This window comes from Microbacterium sp. NPDC087591 (genome assembly GCF_044743625.1).
Taxonomy (GTDB): Bacteria; Actinomycetota; Actinomycetes; order Actinomycetales; family Microbacteriaceae; genus Microbacterium.
The window spans coordinates 270,137-296,452 of sequence record NZ_JBIUWU010000002.1; the positions used below are offsets into that span (position 1 = coordinate 270,137).

General features: G+C 67.4%; 25 protein-coding genes, 1 tRNA gene and 1 pseudogene. 12 read left to right on the forward strand and 15 right to left on the reverse strand.

Features of this window, described 5'->3' with window-relative positions; genetic code table 11:
- Positions 1-28: 28 nt before the first annotated feature.
- Both ACIOVG_RS11890 and ACIOVG_RS11895 read right to left on the reverse strand, forming a co-directional pair.
- Positions 29-841: an arginase family protein gene (locus ACIOVG_RS11890; protein ID WP_400873448.1), complete on the reverse strand. Its 813-nt coding sequence runs from the start codon at positions 839-841 to the stop codon at positions 29-31.
- A 48-nt stretch (positions 842-889) separates the two neighbouring features.
- Positions 890-1,639 (reverse strand): formylglycine-generating enzyme family protein, encoded by a 750-nt coding sequence (locus ACIOVG_RS11895; RefSeq protein ID WP_400873451.1) that lies wholly within the window; start codon positions 1,637-1,639, stop codon positions 890-892.
- Positions 1,640-1,756: 117 nt separating this feature from the next.
- On the opposite strand from ACIOVG_RS11895, the gene ACIOVG_RS11900 reads away from it, so the two are divergent.
- The 3 genes from ACIOVG_RS11900 (at position 1,757) to ACIOVG_RS11910 (ending at position 3,997) form a co-directional block, all read left to right on the forward strand.
- Positions 1,757-2,098 carry a PadR family transcriptional regulator gene (locus ACIOVG_RS11900; protein WP_247630108.1) on the forward strand — a complete coding sequence of 114 codons (342 nt, stop codon included), beginning with the start codon at positions 1,757-1,759 and terminating at the stop codon, positions 2,096-2,098.
- A gap of 2 nt (positions 2,099-2,100) precedes the next feature.
- Complete coding sequence (locus ACIOVG_RS11905; RefSeq protein ID WP_400873454.1) at positions 2,101-2,628, forward strand: HAAS signaling domain-containing protein; 528 nt, start codon at positions 2,101-2,103, stop codon at positions 2,626-2,628.
- A gap of 235 nt (positions 2,629-2,863) precedes the next feature.
- Complete coding sequence (locus ACIOVG_RS11910) at positions 2,864-3,997, forward strand: hypothetical protein (RefSeq protein WP_400873457.1); 1,134 nt, start codon at positions 2,864-2,866, stop codon at positions 3,995-3,997.
- Between the two features lie 192 nt (positions 3,998-4,189).
- Here the strand turns inward: ACIOVG_RS11910 and ACIOVG_RS11915 are convergent, their stop codons facing one another.
- The 5 genes from ACIOVG_RS11915 to polA all read right to left on the reverse strand — a co-directional run bounded on the left by ACIOVG_RS11915 (position 4,190) and on the right by polA (position 11,882).
- The gene (locus tag ACIOVG_RS11915; protein ID WP_247630111.1) at positions 4,190-4,948 is read right to left on the reverse strand and encodes an SGNH/GDSL hydrolase family protein; all 759 of its coding nucleotides are present in this window, start codon (positions 4,946-4,948) and stop codon (positions 4,190-4,192) included.
- 42 nt (positions 4,949-4,990) lie between these two features.
- Positions 4,991-6,343 (reverse strand): MFS transporter, encoded by a 1,353-nt coding sequence (locus ACIOVG_RS11920; protein ID WP_400873459.1) that lies wholly within the window; start codon positions 6,341-6,343, stop codon positions 4,991-4,993.
- 41 nt (positions 6,344-6,384) lie between these two features.
- Positions 6,385-7,419 (reverse strand): LLM class flavin-dependent oxidoreductase, encoded by a 1,035-nt coding sequence (locus tag ACIOVG_RS11925; protein WP_400873462.1) that lies wholly within the window; start codon positions 7,417-7,419, stop codon positions 6,385-6,387.
- 54 nt (positions 7,420-7,473) lie between these two features.
- A complete protein-coding gene (locus ACIOVG_RS11930) occupies positions 7,474-9,150 on the reverse strand; it encodes a DUF885 domain-containing protein (RefSeq protein WP_400873465.1) in 1,677 nt (558 codons plus the stop codon).
- A gap of 98 nt (positions 9,151-9,248) precedes the next feature.
- Entirely contained in the window at positions 9,249-11,882 is a 2,634-nt protein-coding gene (gene polA / locus ACIOVG_RS11935) for a DNA polymerase I (protein ID WP_400873467.1), read from the reverse strand.
- A 45-nt stretch (positions 11,883-11,927) separates the two neighbouring features.
- On the opposite strand from polA, the gene ACIOVG_RS11940 reads away from it, so the two are divergent.
- Positions 11,928-12,356, forward strand: coding sequence for a hotdog fold thioesterase (locus ACIOVG_RS11940; protein WP_400873470.1), 429 nt, complete (start codon positions 11,928-11,930; stop codon positions 12,354-12,356).
- Here the strand turns inward: ACIOVG_RS11940 and ACIOVG_RS11945 are convergent.
- Both ACIOVG_RS11945 and ACIOVG_RS11950 read right to left on the reverse strand, forming a co-directional pair.
- Positions 12,331-12,894, reverse strand: coding sequence for a GNAT family N-acetyltransferase (locus ACIOVG_RS11945; protein WP_400873473.1), 564 nt, complete (start codon positions 12,892-12,894; stop codon positions 12,331-12,333). The genes ACIOVG_RS11940 and ACIOVG_RS11945 overlap by 26 nt on opposite strands.
- Complete coding sequence (locus ACIOVG_RS11950) at positions 12,894-13,496, reverse strand: ANTAR domain-containing response regulator (protein ID WP_141873184.1); 603 nt, start codon at positions 13,494-13,496, stop codon at positions 12,894-12,896. The genes ACIOVG_RS11945 and ACIOVG_RS11950 overlap by 1 nt, the downstream gene beginning before the upstream one ends.
- 114 nt (positions 13,497-13,610) lie before the next feature.
- Between ACIOVG_RS11950 and ACIOVG_RS11955 the strand changes: the two genes are divergently transcribed.
- A tRNA-Leu gene (locus tag ACIOVG_RS11955) sits at positions 13,611-13,693 on the forward strand.
- A 33-nt stretch (positions 13,694-13,726) separates the two neighbouring features.
- On the opposite strand, the gene ACIOVG_RS11960 is transcribed toward ACIOVG_RS11955, so the two are convergent.
- From ACIOVG_RS11960 to ACIOVG_RS11980, 5 genes and pseudogenes are all read right to left on the reverse strand, one after another.
- Positions 13,727-14,785 carry a zinc-dependent alcohol dehydrogenase gene (locus ACIOVG_RS11960; RefSeq protein WP_400874768.1) on the reverse strand — a complete coding sequence of 353 codons (1,059 nt, stop codon included), beginning with the start codon at positions 14,783-14,785 and terminating at the stop codon, positions 13,727-13,729.
- A 226-nt stretch (positions 14,786-15,011) separates the two neighbouring features.
- Positions 15,012-15,302: pseudogene (locus tag ACIOVG_RS11965) on the reverse strand (MBL fold metallo-hydrolase); the annotation flags it as partial.
- Positions 15,299-16,036 carry a hypothetical protein gene (locus tag ACIOVG_RS11970; protein WP_400873475.1) on the reverse strand — a complete coding sequence of 246 codons (738 nt, stop codon included), beginning with the start codon at positions 16,034-16,036 and terminating at the stop codon, positions 15,299-15,301. The pseudogene ACIOVG_RS11965 and the gene ACIOVG_RS11970, both read right to left, overlap by 4 nt.
- A 51-nt stretch (positions 16,037-16,087) precedes the next feature.
- Positions 16,088-16,732 (reverse strand): response regulator, encoded by a 645-nt coding sequence (locus ACIOVG_RS11975; RefSeq protein WP_400873478.1) that lies wholly within the window; start codon positions 16,730-16,732, stop codon positions 16,088-16,090.
- Positions 16,729-18,426, reverse strand: a complete 1,698-nt coding sequence (locus tag ACIOVG_RS11980) for a GAF domain-containing protein (RefSeq protein WP_400873481.1) — start codon at positions 18,424-18,426, stop codon at positions 16,729-16,731. The genes ACIOVG_RS11975 and ACIOVG_RS11980 overlap by 4 nt, the downstream gene beginning before the upstream one ends.
- A gap of 129 nt (positions 18,427-18,555) precedes the next feature.
- Between ACIOVG_RS11980 and ACIOVG_RS11985 the strand changes: the two genes are divergently transcribed.
- From ACIOVG_RS11985 to ACIOVG_RS12015, 7 genes are all read left to right on the forward strand, one after another.
- A complete protein-coding gene (locus tag ACIOVG_RS11985) occupies positions 18,556-19,311 on the forward strand; it encodes a universal stress protein (protein WP_400873484.1) in 756 nt (251 codons plus the stop codon).
- Positions 19,312-19,378: 67 nt separating this feature from the next.
- Positions 19,379-19,876: a universal stress protein gene (locus ACIOVG_RS11990; RefSeq protein ID WP_400873487.1), complete on the forward strand. Its 498-nt coding sequence runs from the start codon at positions 19,379-19,381 to the stop codon at positions 19,874-19,876.
- 119 nt (positions 19,877-19,995) lie between these two features.
- A complete protein-coding gene (locus ACIOVG_RS11995; RefSeq protein ID WP_400873490.1) occupies positions 19,996-20,658 on the forward strand; it encodes a response regulator in 663 nt (220 codons plus the stop codon).
- A 341-nt stretch (positions 20,659-20,999) separates the two neighbouring features.
- Positions 21,000-22,412 carry an amino acid permease gene (locus tag ACIOVG_RS12000; protein WP_400873493.1) on the forward strand — a complete coding sequence of 471 codons (1,413 nt, stop codon included), beginning with the start codon at positions 21,000-21,002 and terminating at the stop codon, positions 22,410-22,412.
- A 23-nt stretch (positions 22,413-22,435) separates the two neighbouring features.
- Complete coding sequence (locus tag ACIOVG_RS12005; RefSeq protein WP_400873496.1) at positions 22,436-22,861, forward strand: pyridoxamine 5'-phosphate oxidase family protein; 426 nt, start codon at positions 22,436-22,438, stop codon at positions 22,859-22,861.
- Between the two features lie 100 nt (positions 22,862-22,961).
- Positions 22,962-23,423 (forward strand): universal stress protein, encoded by a 462-nt coding sequence (locus ACIOVG_RS12010; protein WP_400873499.1) that lies wholly within the window; start codon positions 22,962-22,964, stop codon positions 23,421-23,423.
- A gap of 76 nt (positions 23,424-23,499) precedes the next feature.
- Positions 23,500-25,431, forward strand: coding sequence for a heavy metal translocating P-type ATPase (locus ACIOVG_RS12015; RefSeq protein WP_400873502.1), 1,932 nt, complete (start codon positions 23,500-23,502; stop codon positions 25,429-25,431).
- Here ACIOVG_RS12015 and ACIOVG_RS12020 read toward each other — a convergent pair.
- The gene (locus tag ACIOVG_RS12020) at positions 25,398-26,315 is read right to left on the reverse strand and encodes a carbamate kinase (RefSeq protein ID WP_400873505.1); all 918 of its coding nucleotides are present in this window, start codon (positions 26,313-26,315) and stop codon (positions 25,398-25,400) included. The two genes, ACIOVG_RS12015 and ACIOVG_RS12020, sit on opposite strands and share 34 nt — an antisense overlap.
- Position 26,316: the final 1 nt, after the last annotated feature.

The following is a 26,316-nucleotide window of genomic DNA, read 5'->3' on the forward strand; positions in this document are numbered from 1 at the left end:
CGTCCACGCCGCGGGGCGGAGGGCGCATTCAGCGCAGCAGATGCTGGAAGGTCTCGAGGATGAGCTCGACGCTCACCCGCTCCGGTACCTCTTCATCGCCGGCTTCGAACTCGGCGAGCTCGACACCCCGCACCGCATCTGCGGGAATCGCCGCGAAGATCGCCGCGATCTGGTGGGGCAGCAGACCGGCCCCCACACGATAAGCCGCGGGGATGTAGCCGGGCTCGAGCACATCCCAGTCCACGTGGATCCAGACGGGGCGACCGGCGACCAGCTCGGTGATGCGCTCAGGGGTGCTCTCCGCTGGCGACACCACCGTGACTCCCGAGCTCGAGAGCAGTTCACCCTCGACCGGATCGATGTCCCGTCCGCCGACCACGACGACCTGGTGCGGGTTCAGACCGGCGCCGTGTCCGCTGTTCCACAGCCCGCAGGCGGCCGCGAGCACCATGCCGCCGAGATATCCGGAGTCCGTGGACTCCGGAGTGTTGAAGTCGCCATGTGCGTCGATCCAGAGCACAAAGGCATCCGGGTGCCTCTCGGCCACCGTCGGCAGCGTTCCCAGGCTCGCCGCGCAGGTGTTCGTCGCCAGCAGCGGGATGTCTCCGGCGTCGATCGCTCCGCGCACCGCATCGCGTAGCCCCGTCAAGGTCGCCTCGGCCGCCGGCAGTGCGACCGACCAGTCATCCGTGGCCGCCGCGGACGGCGTGCCGACGACGGTCGGGGTGAGGTGCAGGAGCGTCGAAAGGGCCTCTGCCGTCCGTCTGGCGCCGACGAGTGCTCCGTCGGTGCGATCGGCCACACGGCCCTGGGAGACGATGAGCGAGAACGGAGAGGTCATGTCATCCAGCCTGGCATCCCGGCGCATCCGGAGGCAAAAGAAGCAGCGTCAGCGACCGCGCGGCGTCCATCCTGTCGGAGTGGGGCCGTCTCCTGCCGCCGCGCGTTCCCGGTCAGCGAGAGCGGACCAGCCCTGCGCTTCGCCTGGAGTGTCGAACTCTCCTCGCGCCAGGCGTAGCCCGACGTCCTCGTGATGCATGCGTGGCGCTCCCCCGCGCCGTACCGACGCGCGCACGCTCCAGGCGTCGTCTGCGAAACCGCCGCCACGGAACACCCGGTACTCGTCGTATCGGGCGGGATCGAGCAGATCCCAGCACCACTCCCAGACGTTGCCGAGGGTGTCGAACAGACCGTTCAGGTTCGGCAGCTTCCCCCCGACGTTCTGGGGAGTCGCCGTCCCATCGGCGCTGGTCCACGCCGCATCGGCGAGAGGCGCGTAGTGAGGACCGGTCGAGCCCGCCCGGCAGGCGAACTCCCACTCGGCCTCCGTGGGCAGCCGGTACCCGTCCGCCGTCACATCCCAGGCCACGTCCTCGCCGTCGAAGAGATAGACAGGGTCCAGCCCCTCCCACTCCGACGCCGCATTGCAGAAGTGCACGGCGCGCAACCAGCTCACGTCCGCGGCCGGGCGTCGCGGATGCCGTGAGGCAATGCCCAGCACCTCTGCCAGCTGCTCCTCTGTCACCGCGTACACGCCGATCTGGAACGGCCGGAGGGTCACGGCTCGGCGCGTCCTCGCGCGCGCATCATGCAACATGATCTCGCCTCCGCCGATAGGGGCCATCTCGATATCGGTCACGGCGACGCTTCTTCAGACATGCATCAATCTTCGCTCGTCCTCGACGATGCCGATTCCCCTGTGTCGATGCGGGGAGGACGGATTGACGGACAGCACTATTAATGTTTCACTACTAGCATGTCACGCATACAGGCACGGCAGGACGCGCAGTTCATCCGCGCCGTACTGCCGCTCCTCTCGCTGCGACTGATTCAGCAGCGCGAGTCGTACGGCTACGAGCTGGTCGAACGAGTGGTGGCCCTCGGCGTAGAGGTGAGCACGGGATTGGTCTATCCCGTGCTGAACCGCCTGGAGCGCGACGGACTCGTCACGACGACGTCGAAGCCGTCACCCAGCGGGCCACCGCGCAAGTACTTCGCGCTCACGGATGCCGGCGTCGACGCGCTGGCCATTGCACGGGCGCAGTGGGAGCAGACCGCCGCAGCCGTCAACAAGACGCTCGAGCCCGAGAAGGGGTAGTCATGTCACGCACCGAAACCGCGACTCGATCAGCGGGACTCCGCGCGTCGCTCTATCTGCAGCGCCTCGAATGGCATCTCGAAGGGCTGGTGCCCCGAGCCGAACGCAAACGCATCATCCGCACGCTGCGCGACGAGATCGACGCGGACATGCGGTCGTTGGACGCCGTGCTGGAAGACCTCGGATCGCCGCGAACCCTCGCCGGACGCTATGCCGAGGGCGGGAAACCACGCCCTCTCTGGTCGATCGGCGCGCTGATCGCCGGTGCGGCGCTGTTGACCTACTGGATCATGTTCGGCATGTTCGTGGGTGGCATGCTGGCGGCAGTGGACTCCGCGGCGCCGATGAGCGCAGATGCCGTGTTCTTCTTCGTTCCGGTCACCGCATTCTCCGACGACGAGAGTTTCGGTATCGGCTGGTCGGGCGGGTGGGCGTGGCTCGTCGTCCCCGCCGTGATCGCATTCCTCTCTCTGCTCGTCGGCGCGCGGACCTGGCGCCTCTTCCGCATCGACGAACTGGAAGCGGCGTGACCCATCCGTCGATCACGCCCCTGCCTTTCAGGCAGGGTGGGCCTGCGTCGCCGGCCATGCACGTGCCCTATCGTCGCGAAGATCATGACCCCTCGAAGGGGTGGGTCGGGGTGGCGCGCCTGCCCGCCTACGCCTTTCCGACGGCCGGCCGGCATAGCCTCGGCATCATGCCTGTAGCTCCCGACCGACTCCACGTCCCGCTCGTGCTGTATGGGACGAGTACCCGAGGACAGTCATGACCGAGCCATCGCTGGCAACAAAGACACACACGCACGCCTCGCCACATGTCGAGCCGCCGATCGCTCGCTTCACGTGGGTGATCTGGCCGTGGATGAACTGGATCGTACCCGCGTTCGTCTGCCTTCACGGGCTGTCCGGTAACGGTGGCTGGGAGAGCCTGCTGCTCATCTACGGGGCCGTGCTGATCGTCCCCGCGTTCGCGTTGCTCGGCTCACTCCCCCGCTTCCTGCTCCGCAAGCGCGGCTACCGAAGTGCCCCCTTGACGACCGTCCCGCTCCTGTTCGTCATCTGGTGGGGGTGGACCTGCGTGGGTGCCGCGATGCCCGGCATCACGGACAGCTCCCCGCTGCCGTCGATCGCGAACTCATTAACCGGGGAGAGGCTCCCATCTGCCATCGAGCTGATGCTGATGGTCGGTGGGATGCTCGCAGGAACGATCGCGTGGATCGCTGTCGTCGCCAGCTCGATCGCACTGTCGAACAGGGCACGCGCAGGGAGAGCGCCCAGCCGTCCGAGCCGTGCGGGTGTGATCGTCGCCTGGGTGGCGGCGGTTGCGATTCCGGCCGCGCTGATCGTGATCTGTGTGGTCGGTGTGCAGCTGGGCGTGTCGGCGACCGACGCGGACGGCGACACCCAGGCGGTCGCGGCGGCCAGGGGCGGCAGCGCCCGCGACGAGCTCGATCAGCAGCGGTATACGACCATGCAGGAAGCCCTCTCTGAGGTGCGCGGCCTCATTTCTGCCACTGACTGGACCGGCGCGCAATCAGGCACCGTGTCGGGCACGTGTCCGTGGGTGACGCAAGCAGCGGACTGCTACGCGCTCGATGCGAGGTTCGTGTTCAAAGCCGCCGAAGAACCGGACTTCACCGGCATCGCCGAGACGTTGCAGTCGTCGGGGTGGGCCACCGAGTCCGTCACCACCGATCAGTGGGGCGCGAGAGAACTCGACGTGCATAGCCCGGACGGCGTCTCCGTCACGATCCGGTACTCGACGGTTGACGGACAGGGCTTCATCAACACGAGGGCGAAGAGCTCGAGCTGGTGGGGTTCCCGGTATGACGTCCGCGTGCCCGATGGTGCCGTCGACGAGAAGCAGATGTGGGCAGCCGATGACTTCCCCCTGCGGTGAGAGGCGACTCTCTGGTCAGGGGGCGAGATGGCAGGCAGGCTGCGGTGCACGAACGCTAGCAACGTAGATCCTCCAGTGAGGGCCGCGGACGAACCGGCTCCGCCGCCGAGTGCCGCGAGCGTGGCGAGGGCGATCAGGAAGAGCCAGAGGTGTTCTTCGACGCTTCCGCGTTGGGTCCTGGACAGCCGGTCGTCACACCGTGGGCGCGATCTCGGTCCATGAGGGGTACTTCGGCATTCGGCCGTCGCCGGATGACGTTCCTGTCAGTCGGCGCTTGATCCACGGTCCGACGAACTGCCGGTAGTAAGCGAGGCCGGCGACTCCGGCGGCCGCAGGACCCGAGGGCGACCACCACGCCGGGTCGGGATCCATGCCCAGACCTTCGAGCACGCGCGCCGCCACTCTGTGGTGTCCGGCCGAGTTCATGTGCAAGCGGTCCTCCGACCAGAACTCGGGCTGACTCAACGTCCGATCCGGCCAGTTGAGAGCACGCACGACGTCGGGGCGGTCATCGACCCGACGCAGCACGGCCGCTGAGAGCAGGTCGCCGCGCTTCTGGAAGACGTCTCCGAGCGGGAGCTGCGCGCTGGGGTTCGCTCCGGAGAGAAGGATCAGCCTGACACCCTGCTCATCGCATCGACGCAGAACCCTGCTGAACGCGTCGGCGATGTGCTCCACATCGGCGCGCGGTCGGAGAATGTCATTTCCGCCGCCGTTGAACGCGAGAAAGGTCGGCTGGAGAGCGAGGGCAGGCTCCAGCTGTTGTTCGATGATCGGCCAGATGAGCTTCCCGCGTATGGCGAGGTTGGCATACTCGATGCTCTGCCCTCGAACATTCGCCCATCCCTGGGCCGCGAGGTCCGCCCACCCCCGTACGTGACCGTCGGGCAGCTCGTCGCCGACGCCCTCGGTGAATGAGTCCCCAATCGCAACGAAGCGCACATCAGCCATCGGACCAGCCTATTCCCGTCGCAGCGACCTCGGAGCCGGCGCTCACCGGTCGTCCAACGTCATGCCACGACGATCGGTGAGGCCCCAGGCAGCGGCGGCAGCGACCAGGAAGCAGGCGCCGAAGATCACGAAGAGGAGCGGGGCTCCTCCGGCGATCAGCAGCACCGGTACGGCGAGAGGCGCGATGATCGAGGCGATCCGGCCGATGCCTGCCGCCCAGCCCGCTCCGGTTCCGCGCAACGACGTCGGGTAGATCTCCGGAGTGACGGCGTACAGGGCGCCCCAGGCTCCCAGCGTGAAGAACGACAGCGCCATGCCGGCTCCGATGATCGCCGGCTCCGTCGTCGCAGTACCGAAGAACACCGCAGAGACTGCGGCGCCCACGAGGAACACCGACAACGTCGAGCGTCTCCCCCATACTTCGATCAGCCACGCGGCGACCGCGTAGCCGGGAAGCTGAGCGAGCGTGATGATCAGCGTGAAACCGAAGGAGCGCACCAGATCGAAGCCGGCATCGACGAGGATGCTGGGGATCCAGATGAATGCTCCGTAATACGCGAAGTTCACGCACAGCCAGACGGCCCACAGGCAGAGCGTCCGTACATGGAACTCGGCGTTCCACAGCGTCGCCAGCCGCGCCCGAACCGTCACGGCCATGGCGCGGGAAGGCGGCTCTTTCCGGATCGCCGGCCCGCGGAGCACACCGGCATCGACCTCGAAGGCGGACACGATCCGTTCGGCCTCGGCGACGCGCCCGCGGGAGGCGAGCCAGCGCGGCGACTCGGGAAGCCCCCACCGCACGATCAGCGCATAGACCGCCGGGATCGCCCCGAGCGCGAACGCCCAGCGCCATCCGTCATCGGACGCCGGGATCACGAAGAAGCCGATCAGTGCGGCAGCCGTCCACCCGACCGCCCAGAACGCCTCGAGGATCACGATCAGCCGTCCGCGGATGCGCGCGGGCGCGAACTCGCTCACATACGTCGACGCGACGGGCAGCTCGGCGCCGAGGCCGAGACCGACGAGGAACCGCAGCACGAGGAGGGCCGCGATCCCGCCGACGAGCGCACTCGCACCGGTCGCGACGCCGTAGATGAGCAATGTCAGCGCGAACACCTGACGGCGCCCGAAGCGGTCAGCGAGCAGACCGCCGAGCGTCGCGCCCAACGCCATCCCGATGAAGCCCACCGAGGCGATCCAGCCGGCCTCCCCCTTCGTCAGATCCCACTGCTGCGTGAGCGCGGCGAGGATGAAGGAGATGAGACCGACATCCATCGCATCCAGCGCCCAGCCCACCCCTGATCCGCTCAGCAGTCGAAGGTGTCGCCGGGTGAAGGGCAGGTCGTCAAGACGCGCTGCGAGCGACGCACGGCTCGGCAGATCCTCGGAGGGCATGCTCTACATCGTAGGGTGACGAGGACGACCGTGGCGCGCGCTCAGGACTCCTTGGCGAGCAGCGCCCGGACGCGCGGGATCACCTCGGTGCCGTACAGCTCGATGCTGCGCATCATCGCCTCGTGCGACAGGGTTCCGGTCGCGTACTTCAGGTCGAAGCGACCGAGGCCCAGAGTGGTGACGGTCTCGGCGATCTTGGCCGCGACACGATCAGGAGAACCGGAATAGATCGCGCCTTCGGGGCCGATGTCGTTCTGGAACCGTGCGCGGCTGTATGCCGGCCACCCGCGCTCGCGGCCGATGGTGTTGTTCATCGCCTCGAACCCGGAGTATGCGGCGTCCCAGGCCTCGGCGTCCGTGTCGGCGATGTGTCCGGGCGAGTGCACCGAGATCGGATGCTCAGTGGTTCCGAACGACGCGACCGAGCGGTGGTACAGGTCGACGAAGGGGCGGAAACGGGCCGCCGAACCGCCGATGATCGCGAGCATCAAGCCCAGCCCGTGACGGGCGACGCGGACGACCGACTCGGGACTTCCGCCGACGCCGACCCACGTGCGCAGGCCCTTCTCGGTCTTCGGGAACACGTTCGCATTGTCGAGCGATGCACGCATCGTGCCGGACCAGGTCACCGGCTCTTCCTTGAGGAGCTCGACGAAGAGCTCGAGCTTCTGCTCGAACAGGGCGTCGTAGTCCCGCAGGTCGTACCCGAACAGCGGGAACGACTCGATGAAGGAGCCGCGACCGAGCACGACCTCCGCCCGCCCGTTCGAGATGGCATCCAAGGTGGAGAACCGCTCGAACACGCGCACCGGGTCATCGGAGGACAGCACTGTGACCGCTGTGCCCAATCGGATGTGCTCCGTGCGTGCGGCGATCGCTGCGAGCACCATCTCCGGGGCCGAGACAGCGAACTCGGAGCGGTGGTGCTCCCCCACGCCGAAGAAGTCCACACCCACGGAGTCCGCGAGCTCTGCCTGCGCCACGATGTTGCGGATCGTCTGCGCGCCGGTGAGGAGCTCTCCGTCCGCGTCGCGGGTGATGTCGCCGAACGTGTCCAGCCCGAATTCGATAGCCATGTCAGCCCTTCCTATTCAGGTGAATGAACACCGGGGTTCCGGCGGGCATTCCCGTCAGCGCGGAAGGAGGGCTGTGCGCAGCGTGTCGAGGCCGACGCCGCCGAGGTCGAGGGCGCGCTTGTGGAAGTCCTTGAACGAGAACGCGTCGCCCTGCGACTCCTGCACCGCGTCGCGAACCTGCTCCCAGATGCGCTGACCGACCTTGTACGACGGCGCCTGCCCGGGCCAGCCGAGGTAGCGGTTCACCTCGAACTGCACGAACTGGTCCGACATGTTGACGTTCTTGCGCATGAAGTCGAGTGCGTACTCCGCATCCCACACCCCTGTTCCGTCGAGGCGGGGCTTGCCGAGGTGCACGCCGATGTCGAGTACGACGCGAGCGGCACGCATGCGCTGCCCGTCGAGCATCCCGAGCCGGTCTGCCGGGTCGTCGAGATACCCGAGCTGCTGCATCAGTCGCTCGGCGTAGAGCGCCCAGCCCTCGGCGTGGCCCGACGTTCCGGCGAGCAGACGTCGCCAGGAGTTGAGTTCGGCGCGGTTGTGCACCGCCTGCGCGATCTGCAGGTGATGGCCCGGCACCCCCTCGTGGTAGACGGTCGTGAGCTCGCGCCAGGTGTCGAACTCCGTCACACCCTCGGGTACGGACCACCACATGCGCCCTGGACGGGAGAAATCGTCGGTCGGCCCGGTGTAGTAGATCCCGCCCTCCTGCGTCGGGGCGATCATGCACTCGAGTGTGCGGATCGCTTCCGGGATGTCGAAGTGCGAGGCGCCCAGTTCCGCCACCGCACGGTCGCTGGTCTCCTGCATCCAGCGCTGCAGCGCCTCCGTCCCCACCAGCTTGCGCGCCGGGTCGGCCTCGAGGTGCGCGACGGCCTCTTCGACCGAGGCGCCGGGAAGGATCTCGTTCGCGATCGCAGTCTGCTCCGCCACCATACGGGCGAGCTCTTCCCGGCCCCACTCATAGGTCTCGTCGAGATCGATCGTCGCGCCGAGGAAGCGGCGGGAATTGAGCGCGTAGAGCTCGCGCCCCACGGCATCGACCTCGCTCGCCGCGGGCGCCAGCTCCTCGGCCAGGAAACGGCGCAGCCCGTCGTAGGCGACACGCGCGGCGGCCGAGTTGTCAGCGAGGGTGCGAGCGAGGGATGCGGGCAGCTGCCCCTCCTCAGGACCGCCCTCGGCGACGAACGCGGCGAAGAAGCCGTCGTCGGCCGTGTAGCGGTCGATCTGGGTGGCGACCTCGGTGACCTGACGGCGTGCCGGCGTGACACCTGCGGCGATGCCGGCGCGGAGCGTCTCGGTGTAGCCGCGCAACGCATCGGGCACGGCCGCGAGACGCGTCGCGATGACCGCCCAATCGTCCACGCTCGCCGTCGGCATGAGGTCGAAGGCCGCACGTACGTCCTGCGCCGCTGAGGCGATCACGTTCAGGTCGCGCAGGTGCCACTGGGCGTCGTGGAACTCGAGGTCGAGCCGCAACTCCGAGGTGAGGTCCGCCTTCGTGACCTCGTCGATCGCGTCGACGGGCTCGAGCGCATCGAGCTGCTGGAGGGTCTTGCGCGTCGCCGCGGCGACCTCGTCGTGCCCTTCCGGGCTCAGATCGCCGAAGCGGTCGTTCGCCTCCGTGCGTCCGATGTAGGTGCCGAGCGTCGGTGCGAGCACCGCGATGGTGTCGACCCATTCATCGGCGACCTTGTCGATGGCAGAGGGAGTGCGGGGGGTTGAAGTCATACCTTTCAGCCTATCCCCGTCACTCCCGCGGCCGCAGACCTCCGTTCGCGGCCCCGGAACTCACTCCATCGGCCGCTGCTCAGTGACGATGGCAGCGTTCAGTGCGCAGCCTCGTTCCAATCGCGGCCACGACCGACCTGCACGTCGAGCGGAACAGTGAGCTGCGCCGCATCGCCCATGCGGGCACGGACGATGCGCTCGGCGGCGTCCCACTCCCCCGGTGCGACCTCGACCACGAGTTCGTCGTGGATCTGCAGCAACGCACGGGATCCCAGGCCTTCGCTTCGGAGGTCCTCATGGATGTGGAGCAGCGCGATCTTCATGATGTCGGCAGCGCTGCCCTGGATGGGGGCGTTCAATGCCGCGCGTTCGGCGTTCTCCCGCAGCACGCGGTTGGGACTGGAGAGGTCGGGGAACGGACGTCGACGGCCGAAGATCGTCTCGGTATAGCCGACCTCCTTGGCCTTCATGACCGAGGCGCGCAGATAGTCGCGCACCGCACCGAACCGCGCGAAGTACTCCACCATCAGTTGCTTGGCCTCGGACTGCTCGATGCGCAGCTGCTTGGACAGGCCGAACGCCGACAGACCGTAGACGAGGCCGTACGACATCGCCTTGACCTTGGTGCGCATGGCCGGGGTGACCTCACTCGGCTCCACGCCGAACACGCGGGCACCGACGAACCGGTGCAGGTCCTCGCCGCTGTTGAACGCCTCGATGAGGCCTTCGTCGCCCGAGAGGTGCGCCATGATGCGCATCTCGATCTGCGAGTAGTCGGCGGTGAGCAGCGACTCGTAGCCCTCCCCCACCTCGAACGCGCTGCGGATGCGGCGCGACTCCTCGGTGCGCACCGGGATGTTCTGGAGGTTCGGATCGGTGCTGGACAAGCGCCCGGTCTGGCTGCCGGTCTGCACATATGTGGTGTGCACGCGGTGGTCGTCGCCGATCGCGGTGTCGAGCGACTCGATGATCTGGCGGAGCTTCGTCGCCTCCCGGTGCTGCAGCAGCAGGTTCAGGAAGGGATGCGGGTTCGTCTCCTGCAGGTCGGCGAGCACCGCGGCATCCGTCGAGTACCCGGTCTTGGTCTTGCGCGTCTTGGGCAATTGGAGGTCTTCGAACAGCACCTCCTGCAGCTGCTTGGGCGATCCGAGGTTGAACTCACGTCCGACCAACGTGAACGCCTCCTGGGCGATGCCCTCCGCACGTGTGGCGAGCTCGCCCGAGAACGTCGACAGCACGTCATGCGAGACCGCCACACCGGCGACCTCCATGTCGGCCAGGGTCAGCAGGGTGGGGAGCTCGATGTCGACGAGCACCTTCGCCACCGGCTCCGGGATGTCCTCCCGCAGCGCCTCGGCCACCCGGCGAGCGAACCAGGCCTCCTGAGACGGCGTTGCGCCTTCCGTCTCGGGGACGAGCTGCGAAGGGTCGGCCTCGGGGAGCTTCTCGCCCAGGTAGCGCTCGACCAGATCGCCGAGCGTCTTGTCGGGGAAGCTCGGGCGCAGCAGCCAGCCCGCCAGGCTGGTGTCGTAGGCGAGACCTCCCAACCGGACGCCCTGGCGCAGCAGCGCCTTGACCTGGGGCTTCGCGTCGTGGAGCACCTTGGGGCTGTCCGACTCGAGCCACGCGCGCAGCGTGTCGCCACCCTCCGCGGTCCAGTCGACTTCGCGCAGCTCGGTGGCCGACGAGGCTCCGAGACGCACAGGGGCACCGCCCTGCGTCACGAGGCGGACCGCGAGCTCCTGCTGCTGCGCGTCGGCCCACGCGACGAACTCCGCGGGAGTCGTCTGAACGGGTTCGGGAAGCACGACCACAGAGGCCGGGTCGTCCGCGACCTCGCCCGCGCCCACGGCCTCGAACACGCGGGGCAACAGGGTACGGAACTCGAGCCGCGCGAAGATGTCGCGCACCGCCTGCGCATCGATCGGGGTGACGGCGAGATCGTCGGGCGCGACCGGAAGCTCGACATCCGTCAGCAGCCGGTTGAGCTGACGGTTGCGACGGACATCGTCCATATGCTCGCGCAGATTGCCGCCGACCACGCCCTTGATCTCCTCCGCACGCTCGAGCAGGTCGTCGAGCGAGCCGAACTGCGTCAGCCACTTCACCGCGGTCTTCTCGCCGACCTTCGGCACGCCGGGGAGGTTGTCGCTGGTCTCGCCGACGAGGGCGGCGATGTCGGGGTACTGCTCTGGGCGCACGCCGTAGCGCTCCTGGACCGTGACGGGGTCGTATCGCTTCAACTGGGAGACGCCCTGCACCGAGGGGTAGAGCAGCGTGACGTCGTCGGTCACGAGCTGGATCGTGTCGCGGTCTCCGGAGACGACGAGCACGTCGTAGCCCTGCTGCGCCCCCTGGGAGGCGAGCGTCGCGAGGATGTCGTCTGCCTCGATGCCCTCCTTCGTGAGCACCGGGATCGACATCGCGGCGAGGCAGTCCTGGAGCAGCGGGATCTGTCCGCGGAACTCCTGGGGTGTCTCCGAACGGGTCGCCTTGTACTCGGGGTACACATCGGTGCGGAACGAGTGGCGAGAGGTGTCGAACGCGATCGCGAGGTGGGTGGGCTGCTCTGCCTTGATCAGGTTCACCAGCATCGACAGGAAACCGTAGATGGCGTTCGTGTGCTGGTTGTCCTTCGTCGTGAAGTTCTCCACCGGAAGGGCGAAGAAGGCACGATAGGCGAGCGAATGGCCGTCGACGACCATGAGGGTAGGCTTTGCGGAGTCCGTCACCCTGTCAGCCTAACGAGGACGACAGACACCCGCTGAGGAGGATTCATGAGCGATGTCGCCACGAGCGAAGGACTCGACTGGGCCACCGCCCGCGGAATGGGTGCTCTGGCCCAGAAGATGGGCATGGAGTTCCTCGAGTTCAGCCTCGAGCGCTGCGTAGCGACGCTTCCGGTGGAGGGCAACACGCAGCCGGTGGGGCTCATGCACGGCGGCGCCTACGTCGTGCTCGGAGAGTCGCTCGGGTCGATGGCCGCAAACCTGCACGCCGGGCCCGGCCGTCTCGCGGTCGGTGTCGACATCAATGCGACGCATACCCGATCCGCCACCTCTGGCGTGGTCACCGGTGTCTGCACGCCCGTGCATCTCGGCCGCAGCATCACGGTGCATGAGATCGTGGTGACCGACGATCAGGGCAGGCGCTGCTCCACGATCCGCATCACGAACATGATCAAGGACGCTCCGCCCGCACAGTGACCTGCTCCTCCAGCAGACGCTGGAACAGCACGTGGTCCTGCCATGCGCCGGCGATCCGCAGATACCGCGGGGCGAGGCCGATCCGCTCGAAGCCGTTCGCGTCGAGCACGCGCTGCGACGCGACGTTGTGCACCAGCGTGGCCGCTTGCACCCGATGCAGCGACAGTGCCTCCTGCGCGTGACGCAGCACCCACTCCACCGCGCGCGTGGCCACTCCCCGCCCCTGCGCGATGCTGTCGACCCAGTAGCCGAGGTCGGCACTGCAGAACGCTCCGCGCACGATGTTGTTCAAGTTCACCCGCCCGCGGATCTCGCCGTCGTCCGACGTGATCACGAACCGGACGTTGCGACCTCGTGAGGCATCCTCGACGTAGTGGGCGATGTCCCGCTCATGCCAGGCCTCGCTGAAGAAGTCGTCATCGCGCAGCGGCTCCCAGGGTGCCAGGTGCGCGCGATTGCGGAGATAGGCGCGTGCGAGGAGCGCGCCGTCGCCGATGCCGACCGGACGCAGCGTGTGTGCCGCGTCGAGACGATCCACTATTTCTTGGGCGCGAGCTGCTCGATGATCGCCTTGGCGACATCCTGCATCGTCAGGCGACGATCCATCGATGCCTTCTGGATCCAGCGGAACGCCTCTGGCTCGCTCAGGCCCATCTTCTCGTTGAGCAGACCCTTGGCCCGATCGACGAGCTTGCGGGTCTCGAAACGCTCGACCATGTCGGCGACCTCGGCCTCGAGCGTGATGATCTGCTCGTGGCGGGCCAGCGCGATCTCGATCGCGGGAAGCAGGTCGTTCGGAGTGAACGGCTTGACGACATAGGCCAGCGCGCCGGCTTCGCTCGCCCGCTCGACGAGCTCCTTCTGGCTGAATGCGGTGAGCAGCACGACGGGGGCGATGTTGCCCTTGTGGAGCTTCTCGGCGGCGCTGATGCCGTCGAGCTGGGGCATCTTCACGTCCATGATGACGAGGTCCGGGCGCAGCTCCGTGGCGAGTGCGACGGCCGTCTCACCGTCACCGGCCTCTCCGACGACGTCGAATCCGTTGTCGCGGAGGATCTCGACGATGTCGAGACGGATCAGCGATTCGTCTTCGGCGACGACGACGCGTCGCGGGGCGGATGCCGTGGGCTGTTCTGCCATTTCTTCCTCGGTCACAGCCCCATCCTAGTCGAGTGCCTCCCACGAGCGGCCACGCACCGCGCCGCGGGGTCGACGATCGCCTGCCTGCGATAAGGTCGTAGACGCGACACACGAGCCGGCGTGGCGGAATGGCAGACGCGGAGCACTCAAAATGCTTTGTCCGAAAGGGCGTGTGGGTTCGAGTCCCACCGCCGGCACTCTCATCGCGTCCCTTCGCGGCCACGCGCCGGTCACCGCGACGCGGAGGACCCGCCTCGGACCGGCACGACGTCGGCGGTGTGGTACTGGAAGACGAGACGAGCCGGGACACTCCCGGCGAGCACTTCGTCGACGGACGTGTTGATCTGACCCAGTTCTCTGGGTTCTGTGACGACCTTGGTGCGTCCTGCCGCGTGCAGGGAGAAGACCTCGGCGAGATCCTGTCGGGTGCCGACGATGGAGCCGATGATGCTGATGCCTTTCAGCACCGTGTCGAAGATCGGCACCGTCAGCTCCCCTCCGGCGGGCAGCGACACGAGGATCAGTCTGCCTCCGCGATTCAGCGAAGCGAACGCCTGGTGGAACACGCTGGGCGCTACGGCGAGCACGATGACCACGTCTGCGCCGCCGAGCGCTCCGATCGCGGCGACGGGGTCCGTGTCGGCGGCGTTGACGACGTGGTCTGCCCCCAGTTCCTTCGCCAGCTCGAGCTTGTCAACGGTCACATCCACGGCGATGACTTTGGCCCCGACCAGACGTGCATACTGCACAGCGAGATGTCCGAGCCCTCCGATGCCGAACACCGCGACCGTCTCCCCCGGAGTGACACGCGCATTCTTCACGGCCGCGTACGTCGTGACACCCGCGCACGTGAGCGGCGCGGCGTCCATCGCGGTGATCCCGTCCGGGACGGGGACGGCGAATCGCGAATCGGACAGCATGTACTCGGCGTAGCCGCCGTCGACCGCGTAGCCGTTGTTGTACTGCTCCTCGCAGAGGTTCTCCCGACCGTCCACGCAGTACCGGCACTCCCCACACGCGTAGCCGAGCCAGGGCATCGCGACGCGCTGCCCGATGCTGCGGTTGGTGACGCCGTCGCCGAGTTGCTCCACGATCCCCACGCCTTCGTGCCCGGGGACCAGCGGGAGATGTGCTTTGACAGGCCAGTCCCCGCGCATCGCGTGGATATCGGTGTGACACAGTCCGCACGTCTCCAGGCGGACCAGCACCTGCCCGGGGCCGGGCTGCGGGACAGCACGCTCCTCCACCTGCGCCTGCGCACCGAACTCTGTCACGACTGCTGCTCGCATCATTCCTCCTCGACGGGATTGGTTGGTCTGTGAAGTCTGACTCCGCGAGGACCTCCCCCGCGGGCCGAAGGTCCTCCCGCTGCCGTTGCCTCCTGCGACGGCCCGTGCGTCGAATCCGGAGGAGCGTACGCTGATCACTCGAAGACGGAGGCGATCCGATGATGAGCTCCACCAATGCCCTCCCAGGTGGACGACGCAGCTCTCTCCTCTATGTGGAGGACGACGCGCCTTCGCTCGCGTGCACGCGGCCCCGGAAACCCGCTCCGACGAGCGCAGGGAGGTAACCGGAGTGGTCCAGGTGCGCGTGCGTCAGGACGACGGCGTCGATCGGTTCGGGAGGAACCGCGAACGGCGAGCGGTTCCGTTCACGAAGCACCTTGTCTCCCTGGAAGAGTCCGCAATCGACCAGTATCCGTGCGGACGATGTGGTGATCAGATAGCGGGAGCCCGTCACGGTGTCAGCAGCCCCGAGGAATCTCAGCGCCGCTGCCCCCAGTCGTATCGCGGTGGTCGTCATCGTGGCTCACGACCGCCCGCAGGGAGCACCGAGGCAACCGCACGCGCAAGCGCGGCGCCCCATGCCCGAGCCCGTTCCAGCTCACCGGGAATCAGACGGCTGTCCTTGTCGACGAGGAAGCTCTCCGGACCGACGAGCTCGCGAATCCCCCGCTTCCGGAGCTGTCGGCTGATCGTGGCCGCGGCGGAGCCGGTGAAGATCTTCGGCATATCGACCCGAGTGTCGAACGACGCATAGCCCCACGCCGGTGTCGGTTCGGTCTGAAGCCACTCCCGGATACCGGTTCCGAGGCTCTCGCGCTCGAGGGTCAGGTGCTTCCCGACGTCCTTCGCCCAGGCCTCGGCCTCTCGCCGCGAACTGGATCGACTCAACGAGTGCGCATGGGTGGGCGCTCCGAGCACCAGCACGTCACACGCGGCTGAGGACAGTGCCTCGCTCACGCGGACAGGTGCGGGAACGATGGGGAGGTGCTCCCGCATGCCGTCGGCGATCGCCTCGGCGACGGCATGGGTGTTCCCGAAGAACGACTCGAAGACGATGCTGACACGGAGAGCCGGCGATGCGGGCCCGGCGAAGATCGAGTCGGTCATGATGCTCCTCTGGTTGTCGTGGATTCTCCCCGGAGAAGAATGCTCCACGCTGTTGCCGGTGTCGTCAGGGACGAACGTCCCGTGCAACCCCGCCGCAGCCGTGCCGGTCCGCGACGACGGCACCACGAACCGCGAGATGATCACGCGCGCAGGGTCGGTTGCTCACGTGCCGTCATGATCGAGCGCGGCGCCGGATCAACCTGCGGCGCCGGCTCGACCTGCGGCGCCGTAGACGGCCGCTTGCGTGCGTCGCTGCATGCCGAGCTTCGCGAGAAGACCCGACACGTAGTTCTTGACCGTCTTCTCGGCCAGGCCGAGGCGGTCACCGATCTGACGGTTGGTGAGTCCCTCAGAGATGAGCTGCAGGATCTGGCGCTCACGCAACGTCAGAGGCTCCTCCCGCGCGGGGACGCGCGATGCTCGATCAGAGAGACCGGCTCGGACCCGATCCGTGACCGCCTGCGGCATCACGTCTGCCCCGCTCGCGACCTGGTGGATCGCATCGATGAGAGAAGTCCCTCGAATCGTCTTCAGCACGTAGCCCGAAGCCCCCGCAAGCACCGAGGCGGCACTGGCAGCGTCATCATCGAACGCCGTCAGCATCAGGCAGCGGATGCCAGGGGACTCCGATCGGATGCTCCGACAGAGATCCACGCCGCTGCCGTCGGGGAGGCGGATGTCCAGGATGACGACATCCGGTCTGGTCGCGGCGACTCTTCCCAGCGTGCCGCGCACCGCGCCCGATTCTCCGACCACCTCGAATCCGTCTTCGGCATCCAGGATCTGCGCGATCCCGCGACGAACGACGCTGTGATCGTCGACGAGAAACACCCGGATCATGGTGAGACCGCTGTCTCGGTCTCCAGCGGTGCGCGCCAGTGGACCCGTGTTCCGCCTTCGTCCCGTACCGAGATGGACGATGCGCCACCGCGCGCCCTCGCGCGCATCTCGAGATTCGCCGTGCCGCTGAGACGAACGGGCTCCGTGGGCATTCCCACTCCGTCGTCGTCGACGACGACCGTGACGTGGGACTCGGTCACCGAGACGTTGACCTCGGCCGTCGTGGCGTGGGCATGACGTGCGACGTTGCTGAGCGACTCACGGACCACCGCGACGACGTCATCGCCGAGCGCCTGGGTGACGAGCAGATCGACGGGCCCGGAGAACGACAGCCGCGGAGCCTGGGCGAGCGACGGAGTGAACTCGGTCACCACGTCCAACAGCCGGTGACGGACCGATTCGGGATCGCCGGTCTGGAGCGCGAAGATCGCGGTGCGGAAGTCGGAGATGGCCGCATCGATCTCGCCGACATGGGCAGAGATGGTCGCCGCATGAGCGGGGACCGCGGCGGCGAGGGCCTGCAGGCCCAGCCCGGTTCCGAAGAGCCGCTGTATGACGTTGTCATGAAGATCTCGTGCGATACGGGCACGCTCCTCGACCAGGTCGAGGCGCTGACGGTCAGCGCGCGCCCGCGCGAGCGCAACGGCGATCCCGGCTTGCGCGGCGAACTCCGAGAGCATCGACAGATCCTCTGGCGAGAATCGTGGATCTGCAGCGTGCCTGACCACGCACAGCACTCCCGCGGGCGTTCCCGCGACCAGAAGGGGGACGGCGATCGACGATCCTCCGGAGACATGTCCCTCGAACGACGGTGCCTCAGCCGGGTCCGCTTGTGAGATGACGCTCGCGCCCTTCCTCGCTTGCGAGATCAGCGAGTCGCCGTCCGGGATGTCCGTGCCCTCGATCCGCTCGGCGCCGACTCCACGAGCTGTCTGCACACGGTACCGCCCTCCGCCGCGCGCCGGAGCCGCGATCATCACCAGATCGGCATCGATCACGCTGGCGACCTTCTCCGCCACGACGCCGAACACATCGCCGGCGTCCGGAGCGAGCAGCGCGGCGGAGATCTCGGCAAGCGCTCGGCTGAGGCGCTGAAGACGTCGGGATTGCTCGTAGCGGCGGGCATTGTCGATCGCGATCCCGGCTGTCGTCGCAAGCGCGAGCACCAGTTCCTCGTCCTCAGCCGTGAACGCCCCGCCGGCACGGTTGGTGAGATACAGATTCCCGAAGATCTCGCCCCTCACCCGGATCGGAACCCCGAGGAAGGTCCGCATGGCCGGATGATGCGCAGGAAAGCCCACCGAGCGTGGATCGGCGCGGAGATCATCCAATCGGATCGGGTGCTCGCTCTCGATGACGGCGCCCAGGATTCCGTGCCCTTCCGGAAGATGACCGATCCGTGCGGCCACCTCATCCGGCATCCCCACGTGGATGAACTGCTCCAGACCGCCTGCACGGTCGATCACGCCGAGGGCCCCGAACTCTGCGTCCACCAGCTCCAACGCCGCTTCGGCGATGTGACGGAGAACCTGTCCGAGCTCGAGGTCCTCCACCACCATCTGGCTTGCGCGCAGCAGACTTCTCAGACGCCCCTGAGCCTTGAGCACACGGTGAGCTCGATCCACGAGTTCACCGATCGTGCTCTCCAGCTCGGAGCGGCGCTGGTCGGGGAATCGAAGTTCCTCTTCGGTCATCACCCACACCTTCCGCGGCAGTTGGTGCCGAGAATACTCCCGAAGGCATACGCATGGGACCTTCGACTCTTCACCCCGGGCCGCTGCGACCGGACGATGACAATCCGCCCGAGAGAGGATGGCCCGCCGATGCCCGCTCGATATGTCCTGGGACTCAAAGGAACCGATGCCGAAGACGCTGCCACCACCTGGGCCGATTCTCGCGGTGCCGAGGCCGGGGTGCCCGTCGTCCATGTGCACGTGACGGCGGGAGACGATGCTGCTCGAGACCGGCTGAACCCGGCGACGAGGATCGATGCCGTGCTCCCCCCGGGGTCGGTGGCCGAGGAACTGGCACGCTTCGTGGATGATGACGACGTCCTCGTCATCAGCACGGGCAAGACGGGGTTCATCCACAGCCGTGTCTTCGGAACCACGGGGCTCAGGATCGCGGCGGCCGTACGGTGCCCGGTCGCCGTGATCCCGCAAGTGGACCTGCGTTTCAGATCCGGGATCATCGCGGGCGTGAAGAATGACGACCTGCTCGAATCCGTCATCCGTGTCGCATCGGAGGAGGCGAGCCGCACCGGTGAGCCTCTTCACCTCGTGCACTCGTCGTTCTCCGGATTCGTTCCCGCTCCTGCGGACACCCGGCCCACCGCGATGGAGCAGGCGCGGGCACTCATGGAGCGACTTGCCCCGGAGACCACGCCGCGGACCAGGCAGTCCGCACGGCCGCCGGCGGAGGCATTGCTCGATGCTTCACGGAACGCCGCGCTGCTCGTGGTCGGTGCGGGCCGGGGGCATCGAAGCGGGCACGGACTCGGATCCGTGGTCCAGGACATCCTGCTGAACATCAATGCGCCGGTCATCATCGTGCCCGCACGGTCGAGCGAATCGTCGTGATGAAGCTCAGCCGCGGCATGGGACGTTCGACTCTGCGCAGTGGGACGGGCGAGAGAATCCTGGATGCATGACAGACAACGTGGAATCCCTTCCCATCATCGTCGGCGTCGATGGGTCGCCTGCGTCCGTCGAGGCGCTGGCTTTCGCAGCCAGACTCGCCCTCGCGTTCGACGCCGCCCTCGCCGCGGTGACGACATGGACGTACCCGGTCATGGCGGTGCCGTTCGATCCTGGAACCGAATGGTCACCGCAGAAGGAAGCACAGAAGTGCCTCGACGATGCCGTGCTCGAAGCGTTCCAAGGATCGCCGCCGGCGAGATTCACTTCCGCGACCATGCCCGGCCGTGCGGCAGAAGTGCTGATCGAGCGCAGCGAGCACGCGTCGATGCTCGTCGTCGGCAGTCGCGGACATGGTGGATTCGCCGGGCTGCTCCTCGGATCGGTCAGCGCGGCGTGCGCTGCCCACGCGCACTGCCCCGTCCTCGTCGTGCACAGCTCGACACAGCCGGTCCCTGCCACCGGACGGAGCCGCGGGCCAGACGTCGGCGCGGCCTCCACGAGCTGACCGGCCGTGCCAGCGCGTGAACACGGCACAGCGCCCTCCCCTCGGCCTGTACCGTGTCTTCCATCGACGACCGTCTGACGGTCCGATCCCTGCACTGTCGGTGAGCGAAGAGAGAACGAATGCATCGAGTGTTCCTGGTCGATGACCACGAGATCGTGCGCCGTGGTATCGCGGGGCTGCTCGAGGCGCAGGCCGATATGACAGTGGTCGGAGAGGCCTCGACATCCGGCGAGGCGGCGATCGGAATCGCCGAGACCCTCCCGGATATCGCCGTGCTGGACGTCCACCTCCCCGACGGCAGCGGAATCGATCTGTGCCGTCGGATCCGCCAGGCTCATCCGGGCGTGCGCTGCCTGATCCTGACCGCGTTCGACGATGACGACGCACTCGTCGCGGCGATGATGGGTGATGCTGCGGGCTACCTTCTGAAAGAACTGCACACCGACGAGATCGTCCGCTCGGTGCGCGCCGTTGGCGAAGGCCGGTCGCTTCTGAATCCGTCGATGGTCCGGCAGATCACCCACCGGGTTCGAGAAGCCCCGGCCGACGACCCTCGATACGGATCCTTGAACATGCGGGAGAAGCAGACACTCGCGCTGATCGCCGAAGGCCTGACGAACAGTCAGATCGGGGAACGGTTGGGACTTGCGGAGAAGACCGTGAAGAACTACGTCTCCTCGCTTCTGAGCAAGCTCGGGCTCGAACGCAGGACACAGGCGGCAGTACTCGAAGCGGAGCGGGCAGCCCACCTCGGCTCTCCGGGTGCGCCGCCTGCTCGCTAGCGCGCGAGGTCGTGTGGACAAGCCCGTGAACCCGCGCAATCGAGCTGAACGTCCGATATCGCCGCCGATCGAGGGGGCGGACATCAGCCACCTGCTGTGCATCGAGGTCGCCAAGGCCTGGTTCTTCCGAAGGTCGGCGACGCAGCATCGCACCGCGCCGCCGGTTCGCACCCGCGGATACCCTCATCGTGTGCACCGCAGGTCGGCGGCCTTCACTCCGCTCGGACCGAAGTGACCGCTGACCCATCGCGGTGTGCACCGAATCCGGACCGCGCGCATGCGGTGTGTGCGGCGGGACCTTCGACCTGAACCACTGCACCGTCAGCGCGCACGATGTCACCATGTCCGCATCCATGAAACCCCAAGGAAGCACTCTCGGTCTGCCCGCAGCATCCGCGCTCGTCATCGGCTCCGTGATCGGCACCGGCGTCTTCGGGCTGCCCTCAGCGCTCGCGGCGTTCGGTCCGATCAGCCTGGTCGCGTTCCTGCTCGTCACCGTCGGAGCCGTGGCGCTCGCGATCGTGTTCGGTGCGCTCGCCGCGCGCGTGCCGGGCTCGGGAGGACCGTATCTCTACGCGCGCGACGCGTTCGGGGAGTTCCCCGGATTCCTCAATGCGTGGTCGTACTGGCTCACGGCCTGGGCAGGCAACGCGGCGATCGTGGTCGCGCTCACCGGCTACGTCGAGGTGTTCATCAACACCGACCACAACGTGGTCGGCTCGATCATCATCGCCATCGCCTGTCTCTGGATCCCCGTCCTGATCAACGTGCTCGGTCTGCGCAGCATGGGTGGCGCCCAGGTGGTCTTCACGGTTCTGAAGATCGTCCCGCTCGCGGCCATCGCCATCATCGGTCTGTTCTTCGTGAACCCCGCGAACTTCGGTCCCTTCAACTCTTCGGGAACCGACGGATGGACCGCTCTGGCCGGTGCCGGTGCTGTGGCTCTGTTCGCCTATCTGGGCATCGAGACCGCTTCCGTTGCTGCCGGGAGGGTTCGCGACGCGGAACGAAACGTCTCCCGCGCCACCGTCTATGGAACGATCGCGTGCGGCGCGGTGTACATCCTCGGCACGCTCGCCGTCTTCGGCACGGTGAGCAACACCGACCTGCGATCGTCCACCGCACCGTTCAGTGATGCGGCGAACGCGATGTTCTCCGGAACCTGGGCTGGGCAGGTCGTCGCCGTCGTCGCCGTGATCTCGGGCCTTGGTTGCCTCGTCGGGTGGACCTTCATCGTGGGTGAGATGCCGCAGGCTGCCGCCAAGGACGGCATGTTCCCGCGTGCGTTCGCACGTGAGTCGAGGGGCATGCCGATCGTCGGGATGCTCGCCTCGACGATCCTCGCCACCTTGCTGACAGTGCTCGCCTACACGAGCTTCGAGCAGGTCTTCACGATGGTGGTGCTGCTCACCGTGTTCACATCGGTCATCCCGTTCCTGTTCTCGGCTGCCGCACAGATCTATTGGCTCGTCAGCCGTAGTCGTCCCACGTCCTGGCCGCATTTCGCCCGCGACATCGTCGTCGCCGCACTCGCTCTGGTCTTCAGCTTCTGGGCTCTCATCGGCACCGGAGCGGAAGCCGCCTTCTACGGCGCGATCGCCTTCCTGCTCGGTGTCCCGCTCTACGTCTGGATGAAGGCGTCGAACCGGCGTCATGGCCTCCCGGCGCGCACGCCCTGGGACGTCGAGCCCGTAGTCGGCGCGGCCACCTCGATCACCCCGTCCGAACCCGTCCCCCACGGAAACGTGACGTAGACCACCATCGGGAGGAACTCGCCATGGACGACATCGACCGTTCACCGACGCGACTGCTGACACCCGGCGAATGCTGGGAGCGCCTGACCCGCGCACCCTACGGTCGCATCGCCGCTGCTGCGGCGGGGCAGGTGGACATCTTCCCCGTCAATCACAAGGTCGACGATGGCATCATCGTGTTCCGAACCGCAGCCGGTACGAAGCTCCTGGAGCTGACGATCCACAACGGCATCGCGTTCGAGGTCGATGGCCTCGAGGCAGATGAAGCTTTCAGCGTGGTCGTGAAGGGAACGGCAGAGGAGTTCGACCGAGACGACGACGTGCGCGAAGCCGAAAGTCTCGGAGTTCAGCCGTGGGCTCCGGAGGAGAAGGACCGCTGGGTACGAATCGTGCCCGAATCCATCCAGGGCAGAGCGTTCACGCTCACCTCCGCGACGGACACAGCATGAACCTCCGCATCAGCCAGAGGCGGGCGACCGCTGAACCCGCCCGACGAACCGTGTGACCTTCGTCCCGAGGATCACGCACGGAATCCGGCATCGTGGCGGCATGGAGCACACACAGAGTGACCGCATCATCGTCGGCGTGGATGGATCGGCGTCGTCCGTCGACGCGCTGCGCCAGGCCGCGCGTATCGCCGCCGCATTCGGTAATCCGCTCGAGGTCGTGACGACGTGGACGGCGCCGCCTGTCGATCCGTATGTCGCCATCGAATGGTCGCCCGAAGAGGATGCCGAGGAGATTCTCGATGACAGCATCCGGAGGGCCTTCGGAGAGGCGCCGCCCGAGGGGCTGATCAGCCGCACGCTCCTCGGACCCGCTGCGCGCACCCTCATCGGGCTGAGCGAGAACTGTTTCATGCTCGTCCTCGGCAGTCGCGGGCACGGAGGCTTCGTCGGAATGCTCCTGGGCTCGGTGAGCGCCGCCTGCGCGGAGCATGCGCACTGCCCTGTGCTGATCGTCCACCACTCCAGACGCCAGCACGGCGCCGGAAACCCTCCCGATGCCTGAGTCGCACTCGCGGGTGCATCCCGGAGGGTCGAACGATCGCGGTGGCGGACCGACCCCGTACGCGAGAAGCTGAGGTATGAGGTATCTCCGCGTGCTGTGGCGCTATCCGGCGATCACGACCACCGTCGTGGTGCTCAGCGGCGTGCTGCTGCTTCTCGTCCTCGGCGCTCCGGTCGTCGGGCGAGTCGTCGCCACCGGCTACGTGACGGTGTTCGTCACGTGGACCCTCGTGCGGATGGTGCGGGATGTGCTCAGGGGCCATGTGGGTCTCGACATCCTCGCGGTTGTCGCGATGGTGGCGACGCTGGCCGTCGGCGAATACATCGCCTCCGTCATCATCGTGCTGATGCTCTCGGGCGGAGAAGCTCTCGAGGACTTCGCCGGTCGCCGCGCGAGACGCGACCTGTCGGCCCTGCTCGATCGCTCACCACGCATCGCACACGTGCTCATGCCCGCACAGATCGCGGATTCGGACGAGGTCACGGACCTTCCCGTGGATGAGGTCGCGGTCGGAGACGTGCTGCTCATCCGCCCCGCGGAGATAGTGCCCGTCGACGGCGTGCTGCTCACCGAGACCGGCACGTTCGACGAGTCCTCCCTCACCGGCGAGAGCATGCCCGTCACTCGTGAGGCCGGCGGCGAGGTTCTCTCCGGGGCGATCAACGGCAGTCGTGCCGTGCGGATCCGAGCGGTTCGCAAGAGCTCCGAGAGTCAGTACCAGCAGATCGTCGCCCTCGTCCACGCCGCTGAAGACTCCCATGCCCCGGTGGTGCGGCTCGCCGATCGCTTCGCGGTGCCGTTCACCGCGGTGTCGCTCGTGCTGGCGAGCGCCGCCTGGGCGATCTCCGGTGAAGCGACACGCTTCGCGGAGGTCCTCGTCCTCGCCACGCCCTGCCCGCTCCTGATCGCGGCACCCGTCGCCTTCCTCGGCGGTCTCTCGCGTGCGGCGAAGGCGGGCGTGATCATGAAGGGAGGGGCGGTCATCGAGCAGATCGCGCGAGTGCGGGCGGCGGCATTCGACAAGACGGGAACTCTCACCCAAGGGCGGCCGGAACTCGTCGGCATCCGCACCGCGAACGCCTTCGACCCCGATGAACTCCTGCAACTCGCCGCGTCAGCCGAGCAGTACTCGACGCACGTGCTCGCCGAGGGCATCCGCCGCGCTGCGGAGTCGCGTGGACTTGAGCTCCACGGCGCGACGGAGGCGCGCGAGGAGGCGACGAACGGCGTCGTGGCCGATATCGACGGACGAGAAGTCGTCGTCGGCAAACCCGCGTACGTGGCCGCTCTCGCGCCCGACACCGTGAGGGCGACCCTCGACACGAGCCAGGCCGCCGCCTACGTCGCGGTCGATGGACGTTTCGCGGGTGTGCTCGTGCTCGCCGACCACCCGCGTCGCGAGGCTGCGGCTGTCATCTCGTGGTTGCGCGCCCACGAGGTCGATCGCGTGGTCATGCTCACCGGAGACGTCGGACCGACAGCGGAGTCCGTTGCTCATCAGGTCGGCATCTCCGAGGTGCACGCCGAGCTGCTTCCGCCTGAGAAGGTCGCCCTGGCCGCGGCATTGCAGCCGCGGCCGATCATGATGGTGGGTGATGGCGTCAACGATGCCCCGGTGCTCGCCGCCGCCGACATCGGGGTCGCCATGGGCGCGAAGGGTGCGACGGCAGCAGGCGACGCGGCCGACGTCGTGATCCTCGTCGATTCGCTGGAGAAGCTCGTCGAGGCCGTGTCGATCGGGCGGCACACACTGCGTGTGGCGCTCACCGCGATCTGGATCGGTATCGGCCTGAGCGTGGGGCTCATGCTCGTCGCGATGACCGGGCTGATCCCCGCGCTGGTCGGGGCACTCGTGCAGGAGCTCGTCGATCTCGCCACCATCCTGTACGCGCTGCGCGCCTTGAACGGACCCTCGTCGCCGTTTCCTGCGGCGCCGTCAGCCAGGACAGATGACGCAGACCCCGAGGCCGCGCGTCAACGGGGACCGAGAACGTCCGGCGTGATCTGAGTCCCGAGCGTCCCCATGACCACTTCCTCCGCGTGTTCCAGCGCGCCGATCGCCGCCGTACGCCTCGTCGACGATACGAAGTCGCAGACTGCCGCCACCTTCGGACCCATGGAACCGTCGGGAAAGTCCCACTGCCGGAGTGCTGCGGGGGTGCTCGCCGCGATGACTGTGGCGTCCGGCGTTCCGTAGTCGGCGATGACACCGGGCACATCGGTGAGGATCACCAGTCTGTCGGCACTCACTGTGCGGGCGATGAGGGCCGCAGCGTGGTCTTTGTCCACGACCGCGTCGAGCGTGTGGAGCCCGTCGTGGTCGCTGACGGGCACGCCCCCTCCCCCCGCCAGGACGACCGTCATCCCGGACTTCAGGAGAGCTGTCGCGGCGTCGATCTCCAGGATGCGCTGTGGGAGCGGCGAGGGTACGACGCGACGCCATGAGTCGCCGTCCTCCGCGACCTCCCACCCGTGCTCGGCAGCGAGGCGCCGCGCACGTCGTCGGTCATAGGACGGACCGATGAACTTCGAGGGAACGTCACGACGCGGATCATGCGCATCGATCACCGTGTGAGTGATCACGGTCGTGACCATGCCGACCAGGCCGGCGTTGCGCAGGGCGAGCGAGAGCTGCGACCCGATGAGACCTTGCGTCTCCGCGACCAGCGCGCTCAGCGGATAGGGCGCAGAGAGTGCGGCATCAGCCGCGGACTCCTCGGCGAGCATCCCGACCTGGGGGCCATTGCCGTGGACGAGCACGAGCTCGTGCTCGTCGGCGAGACGGGCGAGGCCCGGCGCGGCGAGGGAGAGCCTGGCCGTCTGGATGGCAGCGTCCGGTCGTTCTCCCCGATGCAGCAGCGCGTTGCCACCGAGCGCGATGACCAGACGCATC

What these genes read in the sequence shown, in the direction of transcription:
- ACIOVG_RS11940 (WP_400873470.1), top strand. Translation starts at nt 11,928, where the DNA reads ATGAGCGATGTCGCCACGAGCGAAGGACTCGACTGGGCCACCGCCCGC.
- ACIOVG_RS11920 (WP_400873459.1), bottom strand. Translation starts at nt 6,343, where the DNA reads ATGCCCTCCGAGGATCTGCCGAGCCGTGCGTCGCTCGCAGCGCGTCTT.
- ACIOVG_RS11960 (WP_400874768.1), bottom strand. Translation starts at nt 14,785, where the DNA reads ATGCGAGCAGCAGTCGTGACAGAGTTCGGTGCGCAGGCGCAGGTGGAG.
- ACIOVG_RS12005 (WP_400873496.1), top strand. Translation starts at nt 22,436, where the DNA reads ATGGACGACATCGACCGTTCACCGACGCGACTGCTGACACCCGGCGAA.
- ACIOVG_RS11910 (WP_400873457.1), top strand. Translation starts at nt 2,864, where the DNA reads ATGACCGAGCCATCGCTGGCAACAAAGACACACACGCACGCCTCGCCA.
- ACIOVG_RS11915 (WP_247630111.1), bottom strand. Translation starts at nt 4,948, where the DNA reads ATGGCTGATGTGCGCTTCGTTGCGATTGGGGACTCATTCACCGAGGGC.
- ACIOVG_RS12010 (WP_400873499.1), top strand. Translation starts at nt 22,962, where the DNA reads ATGGAGCACACACAGAGTGACCGCATCATCGTCGGCGTGGATGGATCG.
- ACIOVG_RS11950 (WP_141873184.1), bottom strand. Translation starts at nt 13,496, where the DNA reads ATGGCAGAACAGCCCACGGCATCCGCCCCGCGACGCGTCGTCGTCGCC.
- ACIOVG_RS12000 (WP_400873493.1), top strand. Translation starts at nt 21,000, where the DNA reads ATGTCCGCATCCATGAAACCCCAAGGAAGCACTCTCGGTCTGCCCGCA.
- ACIOVG_RS11990 (WP_400873487.1), top strand. Translation starts at nt 19,379, where the DNA reads ATGACAGACAACGTGGAATCCCTTCCCATCATCGTCGGCGTCGATGGG.
- ACIOVG_RS11900 (WP_247630108.1), top strand. Translation starts at nt 1,757, where the DNA reads ATGTCACGCATACAGGCACGGCAGGACGCGCAGTTCATCCGCGCCGTA.
- ACIOVG_RS11975 (WP_400873478.1), bottom strand. Translation starts at nt 16,732, where the DNA reads ATGATCCGGGTGTTTCTCGTCGACGATCACAGCGTCGTTCGTCGCGGG.
- ACIOVG_RS11890 (WP_400873448.1), bottom strand. Translation starts at nt 841, where the DNA reads ATGACCTCTCCGTTCTCGCTCATCGTCTCCCAGGGCCGTGTGGCCGAT.
- ACIOVG_RS12020 (WP_400873505.1), bottom strand. Translation starts at nt 26,315, where the DNA reads ATGCGTCTGGTCATCGCGCTCGGTGGCAACGCGCTGCTGCATCGGGGA.
- ACIOVG_RS12015 (WP_400873502.1), top strand. Translation starts at nt 23,500, where the DNA reads ATGAGGTATCTCCGCGTGCTGTGGCGCTATCCGGCGATCACGACCACC.
- ACIOVG_RS11925 (WP_400873462.1), bottom strand. Translation starts at nt 7,419, where the DNA reads ATGGCTATCGAATTCGGGCTGGACACGTTCGGCGACATCACCCGCGAC.
- ACIOVG_RS11905 (WP_400873454.1), top strand. Translation starts at nt 2,101, where the DNA reads ATGTCACGCACCGAAACCGCGACTCGATCAGCGGGACTCCGCGCGTCG.
- ACIOVG_RS11930 (WP_400873465.1), bottom strand. Translation starts at nt 9,150, where the DNA reads ATGACTTCAACCCCCCGCACTCCCTCTGCCATCGACAAGGTCGCCGAT.
- ACIOVG_RS11995 (WP_400873490.1), top strand. Translation starts at nt 19,996, where the DNA reads ATGCATCGAGTGTTCCTGGTCGATGACCACGAGATCGTGCGCCGTGGT.
- ACIOVG_RS11985 (WP_400873484.1), top strand. Translation starts at nt 18,556, where the DNA reads ATGCCCGCTCGATATGTCCTGGGACTCAAAGGAACCGATGCCGAAGAC.
- ACIOVG_RS11980 (WP_400873481.1), bottom strand. Translation starts at nt 18,426, where the DNA reads ATGACCGAAGAGGAACTTCGATTCCCCGACCAGCGCCGCTCCGAGCTG.